The 17,604-nt window shown below is 50.8% G+C and carries 10 protein-coding genes, 3 pseudogenes and 1 other annotated feature; of the genes and pseudogenes, 1 reads left to right on the top strand and 12 read right to left on the bottom strand.

The window, feature by feature from the left end; genetic code table 11:
• Positions 1-78: 78 nt before the first annotated feature.
• The 8 genes and pseudogenes from DW085_RS00980 to DW085_RS00940 form a co-directional block, all read right to left on the bottom strand.
• A complete protein-coding gene (locus DW085_RS00980) occupies positions 79-561 on the bottom strand; it encodes a GNAT family N-acetyltransferase (RefSeq protein ID WP_118491162.1) in 483 nt (160 codons plus the stop codon).
• Positions 562-771: 210 nt separating this feature from the next.
• Positions 772-3,422, bottom strand: a pseudogene (locus DW085_RS00975) (valine--tRNA ligase).
• 110 nt (positions 3,423-3,532) lie between these two features.
• Positions 3,533-3,724, bottom strand: a complete 192-nt coding sequence (locus DW085_RS00970) for a DUF6472 family protein (RefSeq protein ID WP_022358726.1) — start codon at positions 3,722-3,724, stop codon at positions 3,533-3,535.
• Between the two features lie 116 nt (positions 3,725-3,840).
• Positions 3,841-4,137: a binding site (T-box leader), on the bottom strand.
• 270 nt (positions 4,138-4,407) lie between these two features.
• Positions 4,408-5,340 carry a type II secretion system protein gene (locus DW085_RS00965; protein WP_207663861.1) on the bottom strand — a complete coding sequence of 311 codons (933 nt, stop codon included), beginning with the start codon at positions 5,338-5,340 and terminating at the stop codon, positions 4,408-4,410.
• A 195-nt stretch (positions 5,341-5,535) separates the two neighbouring features.
• A pseudogene (locus tag DW085_RS00960) lies at positions 5,536-6,416 on the bottom strand (MetQ/NlpA family ABC transporter substrate-binding protein).
• Positions 6,417-6,514: 98 nt separating this feature from the next.
• Entirely contained in the window at positions 6,515-7,180 is a 666-nt protein-coding gene (locus DW085_RS00950) for a methionine ABC transporter permease (RefSeq protein WP_022358729.1), read from the bottom strand.
• 1 nt (position 7,181) lies between these two features.
• Entirely contained in the window at positions 7,182-8,195 is a 1,014-nt protein-coding gene (locus DW085_RS00945) for an ATP-binding cassette domain-containing protein (RefSeq protein WP_118490754.1), read from the bottom strand.
• Between the two features lie 426 nt (positions 8,196-8,621).
• Positions 8,622-9,713, bottom strand: a complete 1,092-nt coding sequence (locus DW085_RS00940) for a glycosyltransferase family 2 protein (protein WP_106999988.1) — start codon at positions 9,711-9,713, stop codon at positions 8,622-8,624.
• Positions 9,714-10,019: 306 nt separating this feature from the next.
• Between DW085_RS00940 and DW085_RS00935 the strand changes: the two are divergent.
• A pseudogene (locus tag DW085_RS00935) lies at positions 10,020-11,158 on the top strand (DUF362 domain-containing protein).
• Positions 11,159-11,271: 113 nt separating this feature from the next.
• Here DW085_RS00935 and DW085_RS00930 read toward each other — a convergent pair.
• From DW085_RS00930 to DW085_RS00915, 4 genes are all read right to left on the bottom strand, one after another.
• A complete protein-coding gene (locus tag DW085_RS00930; RefSeq protein WP_118482124.1) occupies positions 11,272-12,690 on the bottom strand; it encodes a D-alanyl-D-alanine carboxypeptidase family protein in 1,419 nt (472 codons plus the stop codon).
• 195 nt (positions 12,691-12,885) lie between these two features.
• Positions 12,886-13,461, bottom strand: coding sequence for a diaminopimelate dehydrogenase (locus tag DW085_RS19465; RefSeq protein ID WP_243033871.1), 576 nt, complete (start codon positions 13,459-13,461; stop codon positions 12,886-12,888).
• Positions 13,462-14,052: 591 nt separating this feature from the next.
• Positions 14,053-15,918, bottom strand: coding sequence for an ABC transporter ATP-binding protein (locus DW085_RS00920; protein ID WP_118490752.1), 1,866 nt, complete (start codon positions 15,916-15,918; stop codon positions 14,053-14,055).
• Entirely contained in the window at positions 15,915-17,597 is a 1,683-nt protein-coding gene (locus DW085_RS00915; protein WP_118491160.1) for an ABC transporter ATP-binding protein, read from the bottom strand. Before DW085_RS00915 ends, DW085_RS00920 begins: the two co-directional genes overlap by 4 nt.
• Positions 17,598-17,604: the final 7 nt, after the last annotated feature.

The raw sequence follows: 17,604 nt of genomic DNA, 5'->3' as shown, positions 1-17,604 counted from the left end.
TTCTATTAAAAACGCCATTTCGATTCCTATAATAAGTATTATTAGTATTTGCGGGCAATCACGTATTTCTTCTTAAATTTAAAACTTATACCGCATCTGATACCAGATCACGTTTCCATGCACCGATTCCGAGATCCCCTCATTCACAAATCCAAACTTGTCATAATAGGCTATCAATTTTTCCTTGCACGTCAACACAAGTCCCTTCCTCCCCTGTTTTCTGGCATCCTCGATGGCGCACTGGAGCAACTGTCCCGCATAGCCATGTTTCCGGTATGCCGGGATCGTATTGACACCAAAAATCATCTGCCATGCGCCGTTTTCATCGTGCATTTCTGCCCGTTCGTACATCTCATCCGTCAGATCCGGCTTGTCTGTGACGAAGCCGTCCACAAACGCAATCAGCTTTTCGCCTTCAAACATGAGCCAGAAATGATTTCCATAATACTTAATTCTCTCCTCAAACTCCTCTTTCGTTGCGGCTTCCGCTGCCGGAAAGCATTCTGCTTCCACGGCTGCAATCTGAGCCAGATCTGCTATTGTCGCTGTTCTTATCTCCATAATATCTCGTATCATCCAATTATCCTCGTTCGAGGATAAAAAAATAATCTCCTTTCTCTCTTCAAAGGCATTCGCCCATATAAATAAAAAACAGAATAATTTCGGTTCTTTCTTTGCAAATAAGCCAATGCATATAGTTTTCCCCATACACATCGGCTTATTTCACGCATCAGGCGGATCTCTCGATCCTGCCTTTTACTTCATATTCAACTATTTCCGCAGCTGTGCCAGGCGCTCCTGTACCTGTGCCATCATCTGGCGGTATTTCTCCAGCTTCTCACGCTCTTCGGCAATCTTTGCCTCCGGTGCGCGGCTGACGAACTTTTCATTACTTAACATGCCCTCGGAACGGGCAAGCTCTTTTTTCAACTTCTCCTCTTCCTTGGTCAGACGCTCGATCTCCTTGTCCAGATCCACCAGCTCTGCAAACGGCATATAGATGGTTGCCTTTGCAGTCACAGCCGATACGGCATCGTCTGCGATTCCGCTCTTGTCCTTCTGAAGGACAACCTCGCTCGCATAGCCAAGAGTTGCGAAGAATACACGGCTGTGCTCGAAGATGGCCAGAACTTCCGGATCCTCGGATACAACGTATACTTTTGCCTTCTTGCTCGGCGGTACGTTCATGGATGTGCGGACGCCGCGGATCGCGCGGACTGCATCCTTGATCGTCTCTACAGCTTTCTCCTCGTCTGCGAAATTCCACTCATCCTTGTACTCCGGCCAGGAAGAAATCATGATGGACGGTTCCTCATCCTGCAGGTTGCAGAAGATTTCCTCGGTGATGAACGGCATATATGGATGCAGCAGTTTCAAGGACTGAATCAGAACCGTTTTCAGGGTCCAGAGTGCAGCTGCCTTGGTGGTGTCTTCCTCGGACCAGAGTCTCGGTTTTACCATCTCGATGTACCAGTCGCAGAACTCCTCCCAGATGAAATCGTAAACCTTCTGGAGAGCGATTCCCAGCTCGTACTTATCCATGTTCTCGGTAACATCTTTTGCCAGCGTGTTGACCTTGGAGAGGATCCAGCGGTCAGCCATCTGCAGGTCAGAAAGCTTCACATCCGTTACCGGCGCTTTTTCGATGTTCATCATAATGAAACGGGATGCATTCCATACCTTGTTTGCAAAGTTACGGCTGGCTTCCACACGCTCCCAATAGAAGCGCATATCGTTGCCCGGTGCGTTACCGGTCATCAGGGTCATACGAAGTGCATCGGCGCCGTACTTGTCGATAACCTCAAGCGGATCGATACCATTTCCAAGGGATTTACTCATCTTGCGTCCCTGGGAGTCGCGTACCAGACCGTGGATCAGGACGGTGTGGAACGGCTCTTTGCCAGTCTGCTCCAGACCGGAGAATACCATACGGATAACCCAGAAGAAAATGATATCGTATCCGGTTACCAGCACATCGGTCGGATAGAAATATTCATATTCCGGTGTGTCCTTCGGCCAGCCGAGCGTAGAGAACGGCCACAGGGCGGAGGAGAACCAGGTATCCAGCGTGTCCTCATCCTGATGCAGGTGGGTGCCGCCGCATTTCGGGCATACCGCCGGTGCGCTCTTGGCAACAGTCATCTCGCCGCAGTCATCACAATAATAAGCCGGAATCCGGTGTCCCCACCAGAGCTGACGGGAAATACACCAGTCACGGATGCCCTCAAGCCAGTGCAGATAGGTCTTTCCGAAGCTCTCCGGAACGAATTTAAGTCTGCCGGATTTAAGTGCCTCTACCGCCGGTTTCGCCATCTCTTCCATCTTGACAAACCACTGTGGTTTTACCATCGGCTCTACGGTTGTGCCGCAGCGGTCGTGAGTACCTACGTTGTGGGAATGCGGAACGACTTTGACTAAAAGTCCCATTTCCTTCAGATCCTCTACCATGGCTTTTCTCGCCTCGTAGCGGTCCATGCCCTGATATTTGCCCGGTACGCTGATGGTTGCATCGTCATTCATGATGCAGATCTCTTCCAGGTTGTGGCGTTTTCCTACCTCAAAGTCGTTCGGGTCATGTGCCGGTGTGATCTTTACGCAGCCGGTACCGAACTCTTTATCTACATACTCATCCGCGATGACTGGAATCTCTCGGTCGGTCAGCGGCAGTTTTAACATCTTGCCTACGATATCCTTGTAGCGCTCATCCTCCGGGTTGACAGCTACCGCAGTATCGCCTAACAGCGTCTCCGGACGGGTGGTTGCGATCTCGACGAAACGTCCCTCTTCGCCGACGATCGGGTAATTGATGTGCCAGAAAAAGCCGTCCTGCTCCTCATGCTCTACCTCGGCATCCGAAATGGAAGTCTGGCAGACCGGGCACCAGTTGATGATACGGGATCCCTTGTAAATATAACCTTTTTCATACAGTCTGGTAAATACTTCCAGAACCGCCTCGGAACAGCCCTCGTCCATCGTGAAACGCTCGCGGTCCCAGTCAGCGGAGGAACCCAGCTTGTGAAGCTGTTTTACGATACGGCTGCCGTACTCTTCTTTCCACTCCCATGCTTTCTCCAGGAAGCCCTCACGACCCAGATCATGCTTGTCAATGCCCTGCTCTTTCAGCTTATTGATAACCTTAACCTCCGTTGCGATCGCGCATGGTCGGTACCCGGCTGCCACAGTGCCTCATAGCCCTGCATTCTCTTGTAACGGATCAGGATATCCTGCATGGTGTTATCCAGCGCATGTCCCATATGAAGCTGTCCGGTAATATTTGGCGGCGGCATCACAATCGTGAACGGCTTCTTGCCGTTTCTGCGTCCACGCTCTGCATCGGCGTGGAAATATTTGCTGTCCAGCCATTTCTGATACAGGCGATCTTCAATATCCGCCGGATTATATGTCTTTTCCAGTTCTTTCATTGATCGATTCTCCTTTTGTGTTTTAACTCATCAAATGCTGTTTATCCTCGCATTCTATCATGAACCGCATCTTGTTTACCTTCATTTTGTGTAATTTCCGATGCAGTTTCTTACATCTGTTTCCGGACAATCTTGTACTCATCATCCGTCTGGTAGTACGGGCAGACAAAACGCTGGTTGCTTAAAAATGCCGCCATCTCGTCCTCATCCAGATCTGCCTCGCACAGATAATACCCATAATCATCGTCATAGACATAATTGCCGCACGTATCACAGCTTGTCAGCGGACCCTGTTTTTTCATCTGTTTTGTCCTTTCCGAAGCGCGTTTCCTATGAAAAAGAATGTGCCTTTTGTGTAATAGGGAATTCCAAGGAATTTTCCATTACATGAAAAAAGCCCCTTGCAGACATATCATCTGCAAAGGGCGTCATATACGCGGTACCACCTTAATTCAATCAGGATTTCCGCCTGCCGGTGTTTTCTTTGCACACATCCAGACTTTACCCCAATCCTCTTGATTCTATAACGGGAACTCCCGGGATCTCTTATCCACCACTCTCTTTCACAGCATTCCTAAGTCATAGCAGAACGCGGTTTTTCAGAAATCCGGCTCCGAAGCTACCTTCCACATCCGTTTCCCGGAACCGTCTCTCAACCTGCGCGGTTCTCTCTGTCAGGGCTTCTATGTGTACTCCTCTTCTTCACTGCCTTTCATTTTTCAGTTCCTTGTTATCATAGAGGTTTTTCAGGAAAATGTCAAGGTTTTCGGCACAGGTTGATAAATGATATATGCCCGTTACTGTTCACAGGTAGGCACTTTTGGAACCGAAAGTGCCGTAAGAAAACGTGGTGGCAGCAGGAATTTGCCGTATTTAAATGCGAAGCCACGGCAAATTCCGTTACTGGGCACGTATGCGTGAACAGTAACATATGCCCTGGCTCTTCCCACTTTAAAGACGCCCAGCTGTAACAGCTGCACAGCCCCTATTTCGGCAACGTATCCTTATATTGTTGATACGTCCCATCCGTCACCAGCTTTGCGTATGCATCATATGCCTCCTGCAGATTCTCATACTTTTTATCATTCGAAAGATATTCCGTATACTGTTTTGGAGTTCGATGATCGGCGATTGCCACATAGTTACCAGCTGTATTCTTTCGAATAGCGGTAGTTGTTTCCGAAATATAAAACCTTCCATCTGCTGTACTGATAATAACCGGTATCTTCTTTCCTGCACCAACCGAATCTGACGATATATCTACAGATGTCCAGAATAAATATCGCTTTGACTTATCCTTCGCATCTCCCAGATAGGCCCAGGTTCCCTTTTTTAACAGGCTGTCCTCCTCAATCTTTGCCTGTATCTTTGGAAGCATATTGGATTTTGTACAGTTGGAATCAATTTCAAAATTGTTGTTATTACCCAGCATTTCCAATACGCCGCTGTTATTCAAGGGCGCATGCATATCGCAATTGATATTAAACGTATATTTCTGTTCCGAACCACCTGCACCATTTCCACCTTTCCAGTTAAAAAGCACTCCCGAATTTGGCTGATAGGAAACTTCACACTCCCCACCCGGAACCGGATAACCAATCCAGTTGGCCGTATCACTCTGATCATTATAATGCATCACTCCACCTATCGTCACCGGGTCATGCGACTGCCATTTTGCTTTTTTCTGCTTCAGCTTTACAACCTTCACTTCATTCTCTGTATCCTCAATCATGACCGCTGCCATCACCTCTGCATAGGCAGAACGGACATTGGCAAGATCCGTGGCCTCCCGGCTGGCCTCCAGCTGCCTGGTGAAAATAGGAATAGAAATTGCAGCTAAAATGGCAACAATCGCAACGACTACCAAAAGCTCCGCCAGCGTAAAGCCCTTTTTCCTATTCTGTATATGAATTTCCATTCTTATCACCCACCTGTCACCTTTATCCCTTTTTTTGTTTTATTCTATCACATGATTCTAAAAAATTCACGCAAAACGTTTTGCATCTGACGCACATTCCCATAAATCGAAAGAAGAGGCCTCCGCCTGCGGTTTTCACCGCAAAGCATCCGCCTCTTCCCCATTTCATTGCTGTAATCAAATTCCTGCCGTCAATTAAAACAGCGGAACAACCGCTCCATCATACTTCGTCTCGATGAACTCTTTGATATCATCACTTGTCAGGACTTCCATCAGAGCTTTTGTCTTGTCGCTCTCCTCGTCACCTTCACGGACTGCTACGACATTTCCGTATGTCTGGGCTGCCAGAGAATCAGAAGCCTCTACTGCCAGAGCATCGGTTACCTTTAAACCAGCCTCGATTGCGTAGTTGCCGTTGATAACTGCAATATCAGCATCCTGTAAGGAACGCGGAAGCTGTGCTGCCTCAAGCTCTACGATATCCAGGTTCTTCGGGTTCTCTGTAATATCATTGATAGTTGCGGTCAGACCTGCATCTTCTTTCAGTGTCAGAAGACCCTGATCCTGAAGAAGCAGAAGTGCTCTTGCCTCGTTGGTTACATCGTTTGGCACCAGAACCTCTGCGCCGTCAGCCAGCTCATCTAAAGAATCGCTCTTGCCTGCGTAGATGCCGAATGGCTCATAATGAATTGCACCTGCACTTACCAGGTGAGTGCCATTTTCCTCATTGAAGGTATCCAGATATGGTTTGTGCTGGAAGTAGTTTGCATCCAGATCGCCGGACTCCAGTGCGTTGTTCGGCTGTACATAATCAGTATACTCTACGATCTCCAGATCGTAGCCCTTGTCTGCCAGAAGGTCTCTTGCAGCTTCCAGGATCTCAGCGTGCGGTGCCGGGCTTGCGCCTACTACCAGCTCTCCAGATCGCCGTCTGCCTCTTTAGCCTCTGCGGTGCTCTCCTCTGCTGTCTCTGCAGCAGTCTCAGCAGTTGTCTCATTCGAGCTGGAAGAGCAGCCTGCTAAGGATGCAGCTGCCAACAGTGCCAGGAATGTGGTTCCTAAGAATGATTTTTTCATAGTGATCTCCTCCTCTTTGTGTGTTTAAATTTATATTTCAGAAATGTCCTGCATCTGCCACAGACGATAGGCTGCATTTCATTTCTGTAAATATCTTATTAACGGATTCTCTTATCACTTCTTCTCGAACTCCGCGTAAAGATCTCCTGAATCAGCTGTGCGATAATAACCAGAATCACAACGGTAACCAGCATCATATCTGCCTGATAACGGTGGTATCCATATCGGATCGCCACATCGCCCAGACCGCCGGCGCCGACACAGCCTGCCATCGCAGAATATCCGAGGATTGTCGTGATCGAAATCGCCGCGCCGACTAACAGGGACGGCTTGGACTCCGGAAGCAGCACCTTGAAAATAATCTGCCAGGTTGAAGCGCCCATTGATTTTGCTGCTTCAATCACGCCTGCATCAATTTCCTTTAATGATGCCTCTACCATACGACTGATGTACGGGAACGCCGCGATTACCAGCGGTACAACTGCCGCATTTGCTCCGATCGTCTTTCCCACGATCGCGCGGGTCAGCGGCATTACCATCGCTAACAGGATGATAAACGGCACCGAACGGAGCAGGTTGACAATCACGCCCGCCACTTTGTTGAACAGCGGCACCGGACGGATGCCGTCTTTATCGGTTACAACCAGCGCCACGCCGAGCGGGATGCCGATCAAATAAGAAATCAGGGAAGAAAGACCTACCATATATAAGGTTCTCCAGGTCTCTTTTACCAGCATACTGACTGTCTTCGCATCAAATACCATCTTAGCGCACCTCCTCATAGGTCACACCGACCGTTTTTAAATAATTGCAGATACGCCCTGCATCTACCTCGTCCTCCGGGAGCTGCAGAAGCATCTGTCCCATCGCCTTGCCCCCGATATCGTGGGTATCCGCGAGAAGGATATTGACCGGAACCTTGCAGGCTAATACCATATTAGAAATAATTGGCTCCGAAGATTCCTGTCCATTGAAAATAACGCGGATCTGGCGCGCTCTGGCAAAGCTTGTCTTCTGCCCTGCCGTCTCTCCTAGAATCAGCTGCCGCCCAATCTCCGACTTCGGACCGGAGAAAATCTCTGATACCTTGCCAGACTCTGCAATGTGGCTGTGGTCGATGATCGCCACACGGTCACAGATAGACTCAATAACTGCCATCTCATGGGTAATCACGATCACAGTAATGCCGAGTTCGCGGTTAATCTTCTTGAGAAGCTCCAAAATCGATTTTGTCGTATTCGGGTCGAGCGCACTCGTCGCCTCATCGCAAAGCAACACCTTCGGGTTCGTGGACATCGCACGTGCAATCGCCACACGCTGCTTCTGTCCGCCGGAGAGCTGTGCCGGATATGCCTTCATCCGTTCTTCCAGACCGACTAATTTTAAAAGCTCAGCCGCCCGTTTCTTCGCCTCTGCTTTCGGGACACCGGCAATCTCCATCGGAAAGCACACATTCTGGAGTACATTTCTCTGTGCCAGAAGATTGAACTGCTGGAAAATCATCCCCATCGACTGTCTGGCTTTCCGAATCTCCGACTCCTTCATCATCGACAGGTTCTGTCCCTCAAAAATAACCCGTCCCGCCGTCGGTATCTCCAGATAATTGATACACCGGACCAGCGTACTCTTTCCTGCACCCGACAGACCGATAATTCCAAAAATCTCACCCTGCAGGATTTCCAGGTTAATATCATCTAACGCGGTCACCGTTCCGTTCGTTGTCTGGAATTGCTTTCCCAGTCCTTCCAGGCAGATGATCGCTTCCTTTCTCTGCTCCATTGTCTTTTCCCCTCTCTTTTTCCGAATATACAGCATTGATACCCTGTCGCATAAAAGATGCCACTACTGTTTTTCTGTCACAGGAAGCAGTTAGTGCCTTTTTGTGTCATAAGGAATTTCAAGGAATTTCCTATGACACAAAAAAGCCGCGAATCCAGTACGGATCGCGGCTTCCTATGCTATACTTACAGGTCTATCCGACCAGCCCGTTCCGTCTTTCATGCACACAAATATGACAGCACATCATACACATGCCGTTCATCATCATATTCATCTGCATGGCTTTACTCTGACGCATCGGACCTGTCCCCTTTCAGCTTATATTCCCTTATTCCTGATAGGAATTATTTGTTTATGAAGATACACCCATTTTCCGGGTTTGTCAAGTGTTTCCTGAATTTTTAAGAGCTATTTTTTAGAGCTATTTCACTCCTGCTCCGGTTTTTGCACAGCTTCTCTTCTTTTTGATGTCTGGAGTTCCCGTGCTTCTGCACGGCTGCGGCGCAAATTTTCTCCTGGCATCTCCTGTTTCCGGCTGCGCCCTTTCTCACGCTCGCGGATGCGATCCGGCGTGCGGCTCTCAATGATATAGCGCGGGCGGTGCTTCGACTCCAGATAAATCTTTCCGACATACTCTCCGACGATTCCGACCGAGAGAAGAAGCAGTCCGCCGATAAACCAGAGCGATACCATCATGCTCGCCCAGCCGGTGATCGTATTGCCCCGGAAGAAATCAACCACCGCCCAGATAAGGAATCCAATACTGACAAAAAATGCCGCAATTCCCATGAACGTAATCATCCGGATCGGCTTTGTGCTCAGCGAAGTGATGCCCTCGATCGCAAAAGCCAGCATCTTTTTCAGCGGATATTTGCTCTCCCCTGCTGCCCGCTCTTTACGGTCATAATATACCACATCGGACGGATAGCCGATCATCGGGACAATCCCGCGCAGAAACAGATTGACCTCCGAAAATTCCGCCAGCCCTTCCAGTGCCCTCCGGCTCATCAGGCGGTAATCCGCATGATTATACACGGTGTTCGCTCCCAGCGCATTCATAATCTTATAAAATCCCAGCGCAGTTGTACGCTTAAAAAATGTATCCGTCGCCCTGTGGCGGCGCACACCGTACACGATGTCACAGCCAGCCATATACCGCTCGATCATCGCGTCGCATGCGTCCACATCATCCTGCAGATCGGCATCCATCGAGATCGCCGCGTCACACCGCCGTCTCGCCGCCTCAAAAAGCCCGGCTAAAAGCGCGTTCTGATGACCGCGGTTGCGGCTCAGCTTCACACCTGCAAACCGCTCGTCCTTCTCATGGAGTTCCTCGATCAGCTTCCATGTTCTATCCTTCGAACCGTCGTCTACCATCAGCACCCGGCTTCCCGGATGAATCCGGCGGCTGCGGGTTAAATCATCTAATTTTTTACCTAAAAATTCTGCCGTCAATGGCAGAACTTCCTCTTCGTTGTAGCAAGGCACCACGATATAGATAACCGGTGCATTTCTCATACTGTCATCTCCTGCCCGGGTCACTGTCCCTTCTATGCAGACAAGTCCCCTTGTATTTTCAAAAGCAGGTTTCCAGATACAGGTATCTTGCCAGAATCCTCCTGCAGCTGAAATCTGCTTTTTCCGTATTTTCCTATTATATAGGAACTACATTAAAAAGAAAAGTAAATTTTTGACACATCCACCCGATTCCGGTATAATAGAATTGATATTTTTATCACTTTACTATTACTCGCCACCTAAAGAGGTGGGCGTCTTCTCGACTGAGAAAAAATCAAAAAAAGCCATCTATCAGGAGGTATTCATATGTCAAAAACCGAAAAAGCAAAGGTATATTTTACAGATTTCCACACCATTGCATTTGGCGACGGTCTCCCTACCAAATTAAAAAAACTGATCCGTAAAGCCGGGATCGGTTCCATCGATATGGATGGTAAATTTGTCGCTATCAAGATGCACTTTGGTGAACTTGGAAATATCAGTTATCTGCGTCCGAATTATGCCAAAGCCGTTGTTGATGTCATCAAAGAGCTGGGCGGCAAACCATTTTTAACAGACTGCAATACGATGTATCCAGGCAGCCGCAAGAATGCGCTCGAGCACCTGGAATGCGCCTGGGAAAACGGATTTACCCCGTTGACTGTTGGATGTCCAATCATCATCGGTGATGGATTAAAAGGCACCGATGACATCGCTGTTCCGGTGGCCGGAGGCGAATACATCAAAGAAGCTAAGATCGGCCGCGCCGTCATGGACGCCGATGTCTTTATCAGCCTGACCCATTTCAAGGGACATGAGATGACCGGCTTCGGCGGTACGATCAAAAATATCGGCATGGGCTGCGGTTCTCGCGCCGGTAAGACCGATCAGCACAGCAGTGGAAAACCACACGTCAAGGAAAAGCTCTGCCGGGCTGCCGCCGCTGTCAGAAGGAATGTGCCAACGGCGGTCTCGTTTTCGATGAAGCCTCCAGAAAAATGCACGTGGATGCTGAGCACTGCGTCGGCTGCGGACGGTGTCTCGGCGCCTGCAACTTTGACGCGATCGAATTTGACAACAACGCAGCCAACGAGCTGTTAAACTGCCGTATGGCGGAATACACAAAAGCCGTTGTGGATGGACGTCCAAACTTCCATATTTCCCTGGTCGTTGACGTCTCCCCGAACTGCGACTGCCACGGTGAAAATGACGTACCGATCCTTCCAAATCTTGGTATGTTTGCTTCTTTCGATCCGCTGGCACTCGATCAGGCCTGTGTGGACGCCTGTCTGGCCGCTGCTCCGATGCCGGGCAGCCAGCTTGCAAAACATCTTGCTGATCCGGATTTCCACGATCACCATGACCATTTCACAAATTCCACACCAGAATCTGAGTGGAAAAGCTGCCTGGCACACGCGGAGAAGATCGGTCTGGGAAGCCGGGAGTATGAATTGATCACACTATAATAACATCACCCCCATCTGCCAGCTGTTCCGCCGGTCTTTTTGCGGCCGCAGAGCTGTGAAAAACGGAGCCGCCCCGGTCTTTTCTGCCGGTCGGCTCCGTTTTATGCTCTTCTTTATTTCTGAATCCAGACACCATTCGCATCGACTCTATATCCGTCCGGTGTCGTTCCATTGACAAACAATGCTCCGTCAGCACTCACATAATACCAGTATCCATTCGTCTGAATCCAGCGGCTCTTCGCCATAGCCCCGCTTTCGGTATAATAATGCCAGGAGCCGTTTACCATCTGCCAGTCACGCGCCATCCACGCATCTGCATGGAAATAGTATGTCTCCCCCTTGATCAGGAGACTCTCATTTGCCGCGTAGGTTCCGTTTGCTTTCAGGTATTTCCATTCATTTCCAAACTGCTGCCACGCACCGTCGCCCTGAGCAGCTGCATTGCCAGCTCCAGAGCTACCCGGTCCACCCTGGCTGCCGGAAGAAGAGGTATTTTTGCTGGTCGTATTGCCGGACGGCTTGCTGGAATTTGACGTACTGTTGTTCGCCGCATCCGATACCGAGGTGTTCGTGCCAGCCGGTGTGCCGGATGCGCTTCCCGCCACTGCAAAACCATAGTCCAGCAGCTTCTTCGTATCGTCATAATGGGTCTGCGAACTCTTTAAAATAACTGCAATCAGGCGCACGCCATTTCGCTCTGCACACGTTACCAGCGTGTTGCCTGCCAGGGAGGTATAACCGGTCTTTCCGCCTATGATTCCCTCATAGTACTGGGAATTTGCCGGATTGAGCATCTTATGTCCCATCGTAAGCGTCCGCACCGTCGGCACGCTGGCAGTCGCCGGGAAATCGTAATGCAGGGTCGATGCAACCTGACGCACCGTCGCATTATTGAATGCAGCATTTGCAATCAGCGCCATATCATGTGCGGTTGTAAAATGGTTCGCATTGTTCAGACCGTTCGGGTTTGCAAAATGCGTATGTGTGCATCCTAAAGACGCTGCCTTCTCATTCATCTTATCCGCAAACGCGCTGACACTGCCGGACACATGCTCCGCCAGTCCGTTTGCCACCTCATTTGCCGATTTTAAAAGCAGACCATAGAGACAGTCCTTAACCGTAAAGGTATCGCCCGCCTTGACCTGCAGCGTCACCGCGCCCGATTCCAGATTCGAAACTGCCGTCTGGGAAAAGGTTACCGTATCACTCAGATTACAGTTTTCCGCTACCAGAAGCGCCGTCATCAGCTTCGTGATGCTGGCTGGATAATACTGCGTATCCGCATTCTTGGAAAACAGGAACTGGTTGTGCGTCGCATCATAGAGCACTGCGCCCTGCGCTGCCACCGTCGGCTGAGCTGCATTCTGTGAAGTAACCGTTGCTCCCGAAGGAACTGCGCCGGAGACCGAGCCTCCTGCCGCCTGTCCCGGACCGGTCGCCCCATCTGTCGCAGCAAATGCCGTCCATGACACAGACATCATAAGTGCCATTCCCAGGCAGAGGGAACGCACGGATTTTTTCCATATATTCATCGTATATTGTCCTTCCTGTATGTATTTTCGCTTTTCTCCTACCCGCCAGCTCCCGCAAACGTAAAGTTACGTTCACTCATTGCGCGGACTTTAACGGATTTTGCCAGTGCTGCGCAGGTACAAATCATGCAAATCTGTCTTACATTTTACTTCATTTTAAGCGACAATACAAGTTGAAAGGAAAATTTGAAATTATTACAGATACTTCTTCCGCAGATCCGCCCCACTCTCTGCCGACAGATATGCCGGTGCCACATCAAAGACGGTCTTGCAGCCTTTCTGGCCTTCCTGGTTCATCTTGTATGCCGCGCGTGCGTATGCCACGATGATGGAGGAAGTAAATTCCGGGTTGGAATCCAGCTTTAAGCTGTACTCGATGATATGGTGGTTCTCTTTGTTCCAGCCGGTCTTACCGCTGCGGAGTACGAAACCACCGTGCGGGAGACGGTTGTGATCGCGTTTCAGTTCTTCTTCGGTGATGAAATGAACCGTTGTGTCATAATCAGAAAAGTAGTTCGGCATGGTCTTGATCTCATTCTCGATCTTTGCCTGATCCGCTCCCTCTTCTGCCACAACAAAGCACTCTCTGGTGTGTTTTTCGCGGGTGGTCAGCTCTGGGCTGCTGCCGCTTCTGACTGCCTCCAGTGCACTTTCAACTGGGATTGTGTACTGTCTGGCATCCTTGACGCCCTCGATCCGGCGGATCGCATCGGAATGTCCCTGCTGACGCCCTTGCCCCAGAATGTATAATTTTCGCCCTCCGGCAGGCATGCAGCTGCATAGAGACGGTTCAGGGAGAACATACCCGGATCCCAGCCAACGGAGATGATGCCAACCTTTCCGGATTTCTGTGCGGACTCATCGACTGCTGCGAAATGCTCTGGAATCTTTGCATGGGTATCGAAGCTGTCCACTACGTTAAACCACTGTGCATATTTCGGGGTCTGAACCGGCAGATCCGTAGCCGAACCGCCGCAGAGAATCAAAACGTCGATCTCGTCTTTCTTCGCCTCTGCCTCATTTACATGATAAACCGGTACGCCCTCGGTCAGGATCTTGACCGTTTCCGGCGCACGCCGTGTAAATACTGCTTTCAGTTCCATATCCGGATTCTGGCGGATCGCACACTCCACGCCGCGTCCCAGATTTCCATATCCTAAAATTCCAACTCGGATACTCATAGATATTCCTCCTAACGGTACAAAATTTGCCACGGATCCGGCTCTATTTTCCAGCTTACGCGATCCGATTTTACTTAAAAATTTCAAGTGTTCCCATTATACACTAGATCCATCCGTTTTTCAATATAGGTGAGTTCACGCGTACAGGAAACAAATTCTCATTTAATTCTCAACGAAAGCCTTATTCCAGCTCCTTCATTCCGGTATACAGCTCAAAATACCGCCCTTTCTGCGCCAGCAGATCTTCATGGTCGCCGCGCTCAATGATCTGCCCGTGCTCCAGCACCATGATCGCATTGGCGTTGCGGACTGTCGAAAGCCGGTGGGCGATGACAAAGGTCGTCCGGTCCGCCATCAGCCGGTCCATGCCGTGCTCGATGTGCTTCTCCGTCCGCGTATCGACCGAACTCGTCGCCTCATCCAGAATCAGGATCGGTGCTTTAGAAACTGCTGCCCGCGCAATGTTTAATAGCTGGCGCTGTCCCTGGCTTAAGTTTGCACCGTCGCCCTCCAGCATCGTGTCATACCCATCCGGCAGACGCATGATAAAGGAATGCGCCGATGCCGTTTTTGCCGCCTCAACAACTTCTTCATCCGTGGCATCCAGCCGCCCGTATCGAATATTTTCCCGTACCGTGCCGGTAAAAAGATGCGTATCCTGCAGAACCATCGCGATATTTTCCCGCAGCTCCTTCCGGTGCATCCGGCGGACATCGACGCCGTCCACCGTGATCGAGCCGCCCTGTATATCATAAAAACGGTTGATCAGATTCGTGATCGTCGTTTTTCCGGCTCCCGTCGAACCGACAAAGGCGATCTTCTGTCCCGGCTTCGCATAGAGCGAAATATCCTTCAAAATCACCTGCCCCGGCTCATAGCCGAAAGTCACATGGTCAAGCACCACCTCACCGCGGATCGGCGCGATCGAAACCGCATCCGGCGCATCTGCCGCCTCCGGTTCCGCATCCAGCACAGCAAACACGCGCTCCGCGCCTGCCAGCGCCGAAAATACGTTTCCAACCTGCATGGAAAGCTCGTTGATCGGTCTGGAAAATTGCCGCGAAAAACCTAAAAATACGGTCAGTCCACCAACATCAAAATTCCGGAACACACAGAGCAGACCGCCAATGCAGGCTGTCAGTCCATAATTTAACTGGCTTAAATTGTTCATGACCGGTCCCATCACACCGCCGAAAAACTGTGCCCGGATCTGTTTTTCTTTCAGATCCGCATTGAGCCATCCAAATTCTTCCTCTGCGATCTCCTCATGGCAGAATACCTTGACGACCTTCTGCCCCTGCACGGTCTCCTCAATATAGCCGTTCATCGCGCCAAGCGCCGCCTGCTGGGCAGAGAAATATTTCTGGCTCCGTCCGGCAACAAATTTACCGGCACGCAGCATCACCGGCATCATGGCAAGCGTAATCACCGTCAGCCACACGTTCGTGTAAATCATCAGCACCAGCGTTCCCACAATACTGAGTGCGCCGGATAAAAGCTGCACCAGCGTACTGCTGAGCATCATGCCGATCGTATCCACATCGTTTGTAAAACGGCTCATCAGATCGCCGTTGCTGCCGGTATCATAAAACCGGAGCGGAAGCGTCTGCATATGGTTAAACAGCTCTTCCCGCAGCCGCTGCAGCGCGTTCTGCGCCACCTGCAGCATGATGCGCGACTGCATATAGGCAGCGGCAACGCTGACTAAATAAACCGCTCCCATCACGCACAGGGAACGGAACAGCCCCGCCACATCGCCCCGGCTGCCATCTAAAGGCACAATATACCGGTTGATGATCGGGCGCAGCATATAGGCGCCCGCCAGATTCGTCACCGTCCCCAGGATCACACAGAAAAAGGCGGCTGTCATCGCCATCCGGTCGCGTTTTAAGTATGAAAGCAGGCGCAGCATCGTCTGACCGCCCGCCTTGGGCTTTCCGCCCTTCATGACCGCCATCCGTTCCGGTCCCCGGCGGCGTTTCGGCGCGTCGGCTATGCGGCTGCCATATCGGCGTTTCAGGCTTTCAATCTGTTTTTCATCCATCATGCCATCCCCTCCCCGTCTGCCCGTTTTCCATATTGCGTCTCATAGATCTCCCGGTACGCCTCACAGGATGCCAGCAGCTTCTCCTGCGTTCCCTCTCCGATAATCCTGCCGTCCTCAAGGACGAGAATCCGATCCGCGTATTCCAGCGAACTCAGCCGCTGTGCGATAATAAATTTCGTCGTATCTTTCAAATCTTCCCGGAATGCCGTCCGGATCGCCGCCTCCGTTGCCGTATCGACCGCACTGGTGCTGTCGTCGAGAATCAGGATCTTCGGCTTCTTTAAGAGTGCCCTTGCGATGCACAGCCGTTGTTTCTGACCGCCGGATACATTGACGCCGCCCTGTCCCATCTCCGTTTTGTAGCCTTCGGCAAACAAATTCACAAAGGAATCTGCCTGCGCATACACTGCTGCCCGCCGCACTTCTTCCTCCGTCGCCGTCTCATCACCCCAGCGCAGGTTTTCCTCGATCGTGCCGGAAAACAGGACGTTTTTCTGTAAAACCATGCCAACGCCGTCCCGGAGATTTTTCAAGGAATACTCCCGCACATCGATACCATCCACCCGCACACTCCCCTCTGTCACATCATAGAGGCGGGGAATCAGCTGTACCAGCGACGTTTTTCCGCTTCCGGTCGCACCGAGGATGCCGATCGTCTCTCCCGGCTCTGCCGTCAGGCTGATGTGGGATAGAACCGGCTCACCGCCTTCGCGGTAGGAAAAGGAAACATCCTTAAATTCCACGCGTCCTTTCTCAACCTTCCGGTCCTTCTGTGATGCATTTTCATCGCTCAGATCAATCGGCTCATCCAGCACCTCATCGATTCGCCGGATGGACGCCATCGCGCGGGAACTCTGCAAAAATACCATTGAGAGCATCATAAGTGACATCAGAATCTGTACAATGTAGGTCGTAAATGCCGTCAGATCCCCGACCGCCATCCGTCCGCCGATAATCAGGTTTCCGCCGAACCAGACAACTGCCAGTGTCGTCACATTCATCGCGAACATCATGACCGGCATCGTCGCAATTACGATCTTCAGCGCCCGCAGCCCTGCCTCCTTGAGCTCCCGGTTCGTGTCGGCAAACCGCTTTTCCTCGTAGTCTTCCCGCACAAAGGATTTCACCACCCGCACGTTCGTCAGCACCTCCTGGATGCCGCTATTGAGCGTATCCAGCGCTTTCTGCATGGCCGTAAACCGCGGGTATGCAGTCCGTAGGATCCAGACGATCGCCGCCGTCAGAAGCGGAATCACCACCAGGATGACAGCTGCCAGTTCCGCATTCATCCAGAACGCCATCACAAGTGCCCCCAGGAACATGCCCGGCGCGCGCAGCATCATCCGAAGTCCCATCATAATCAGGTTCTGTACCTGCTGGATATCGTTCGTCAGACGGGTTACCAGCGATCCCGTGCTGAACGTATCGATATTTTTAAATGAAAACTGCTGCACTCTGGCAAATAAGTCGCGGCGCAGATCGCTGGTAAAGGAAATCGACGCCTTCGCTGCAAAATATGCCCCCAGAATGCCGCCTGCCGCCATCAAAAAGGAGGTAATCGCCATCACAAGTCCCATTTTGAGAATGTATCCGCCGTCTTTCTGCGCCACGCCATGGTTAATAATCATCGACATAAATTTGGGCAGCAGAATCTCACCCAGCACCTCCGTTACCATCATGAGCGGT

Origin of the sequence: Clostridium sp. AF50-3 (genome assembly GCF_003477445.1) — a bacterium.
Taxonomy (GTDB): Bacteria; Bacillota; Clostridia; order Lachnospirales; family Lachnospiraceae; genus Otoolea; species Otoolea fessa.
Note: the sequence above shows the minus strand (reverse complement) of the source record. Positions and strands in the feature narration are given on the sequence as shown.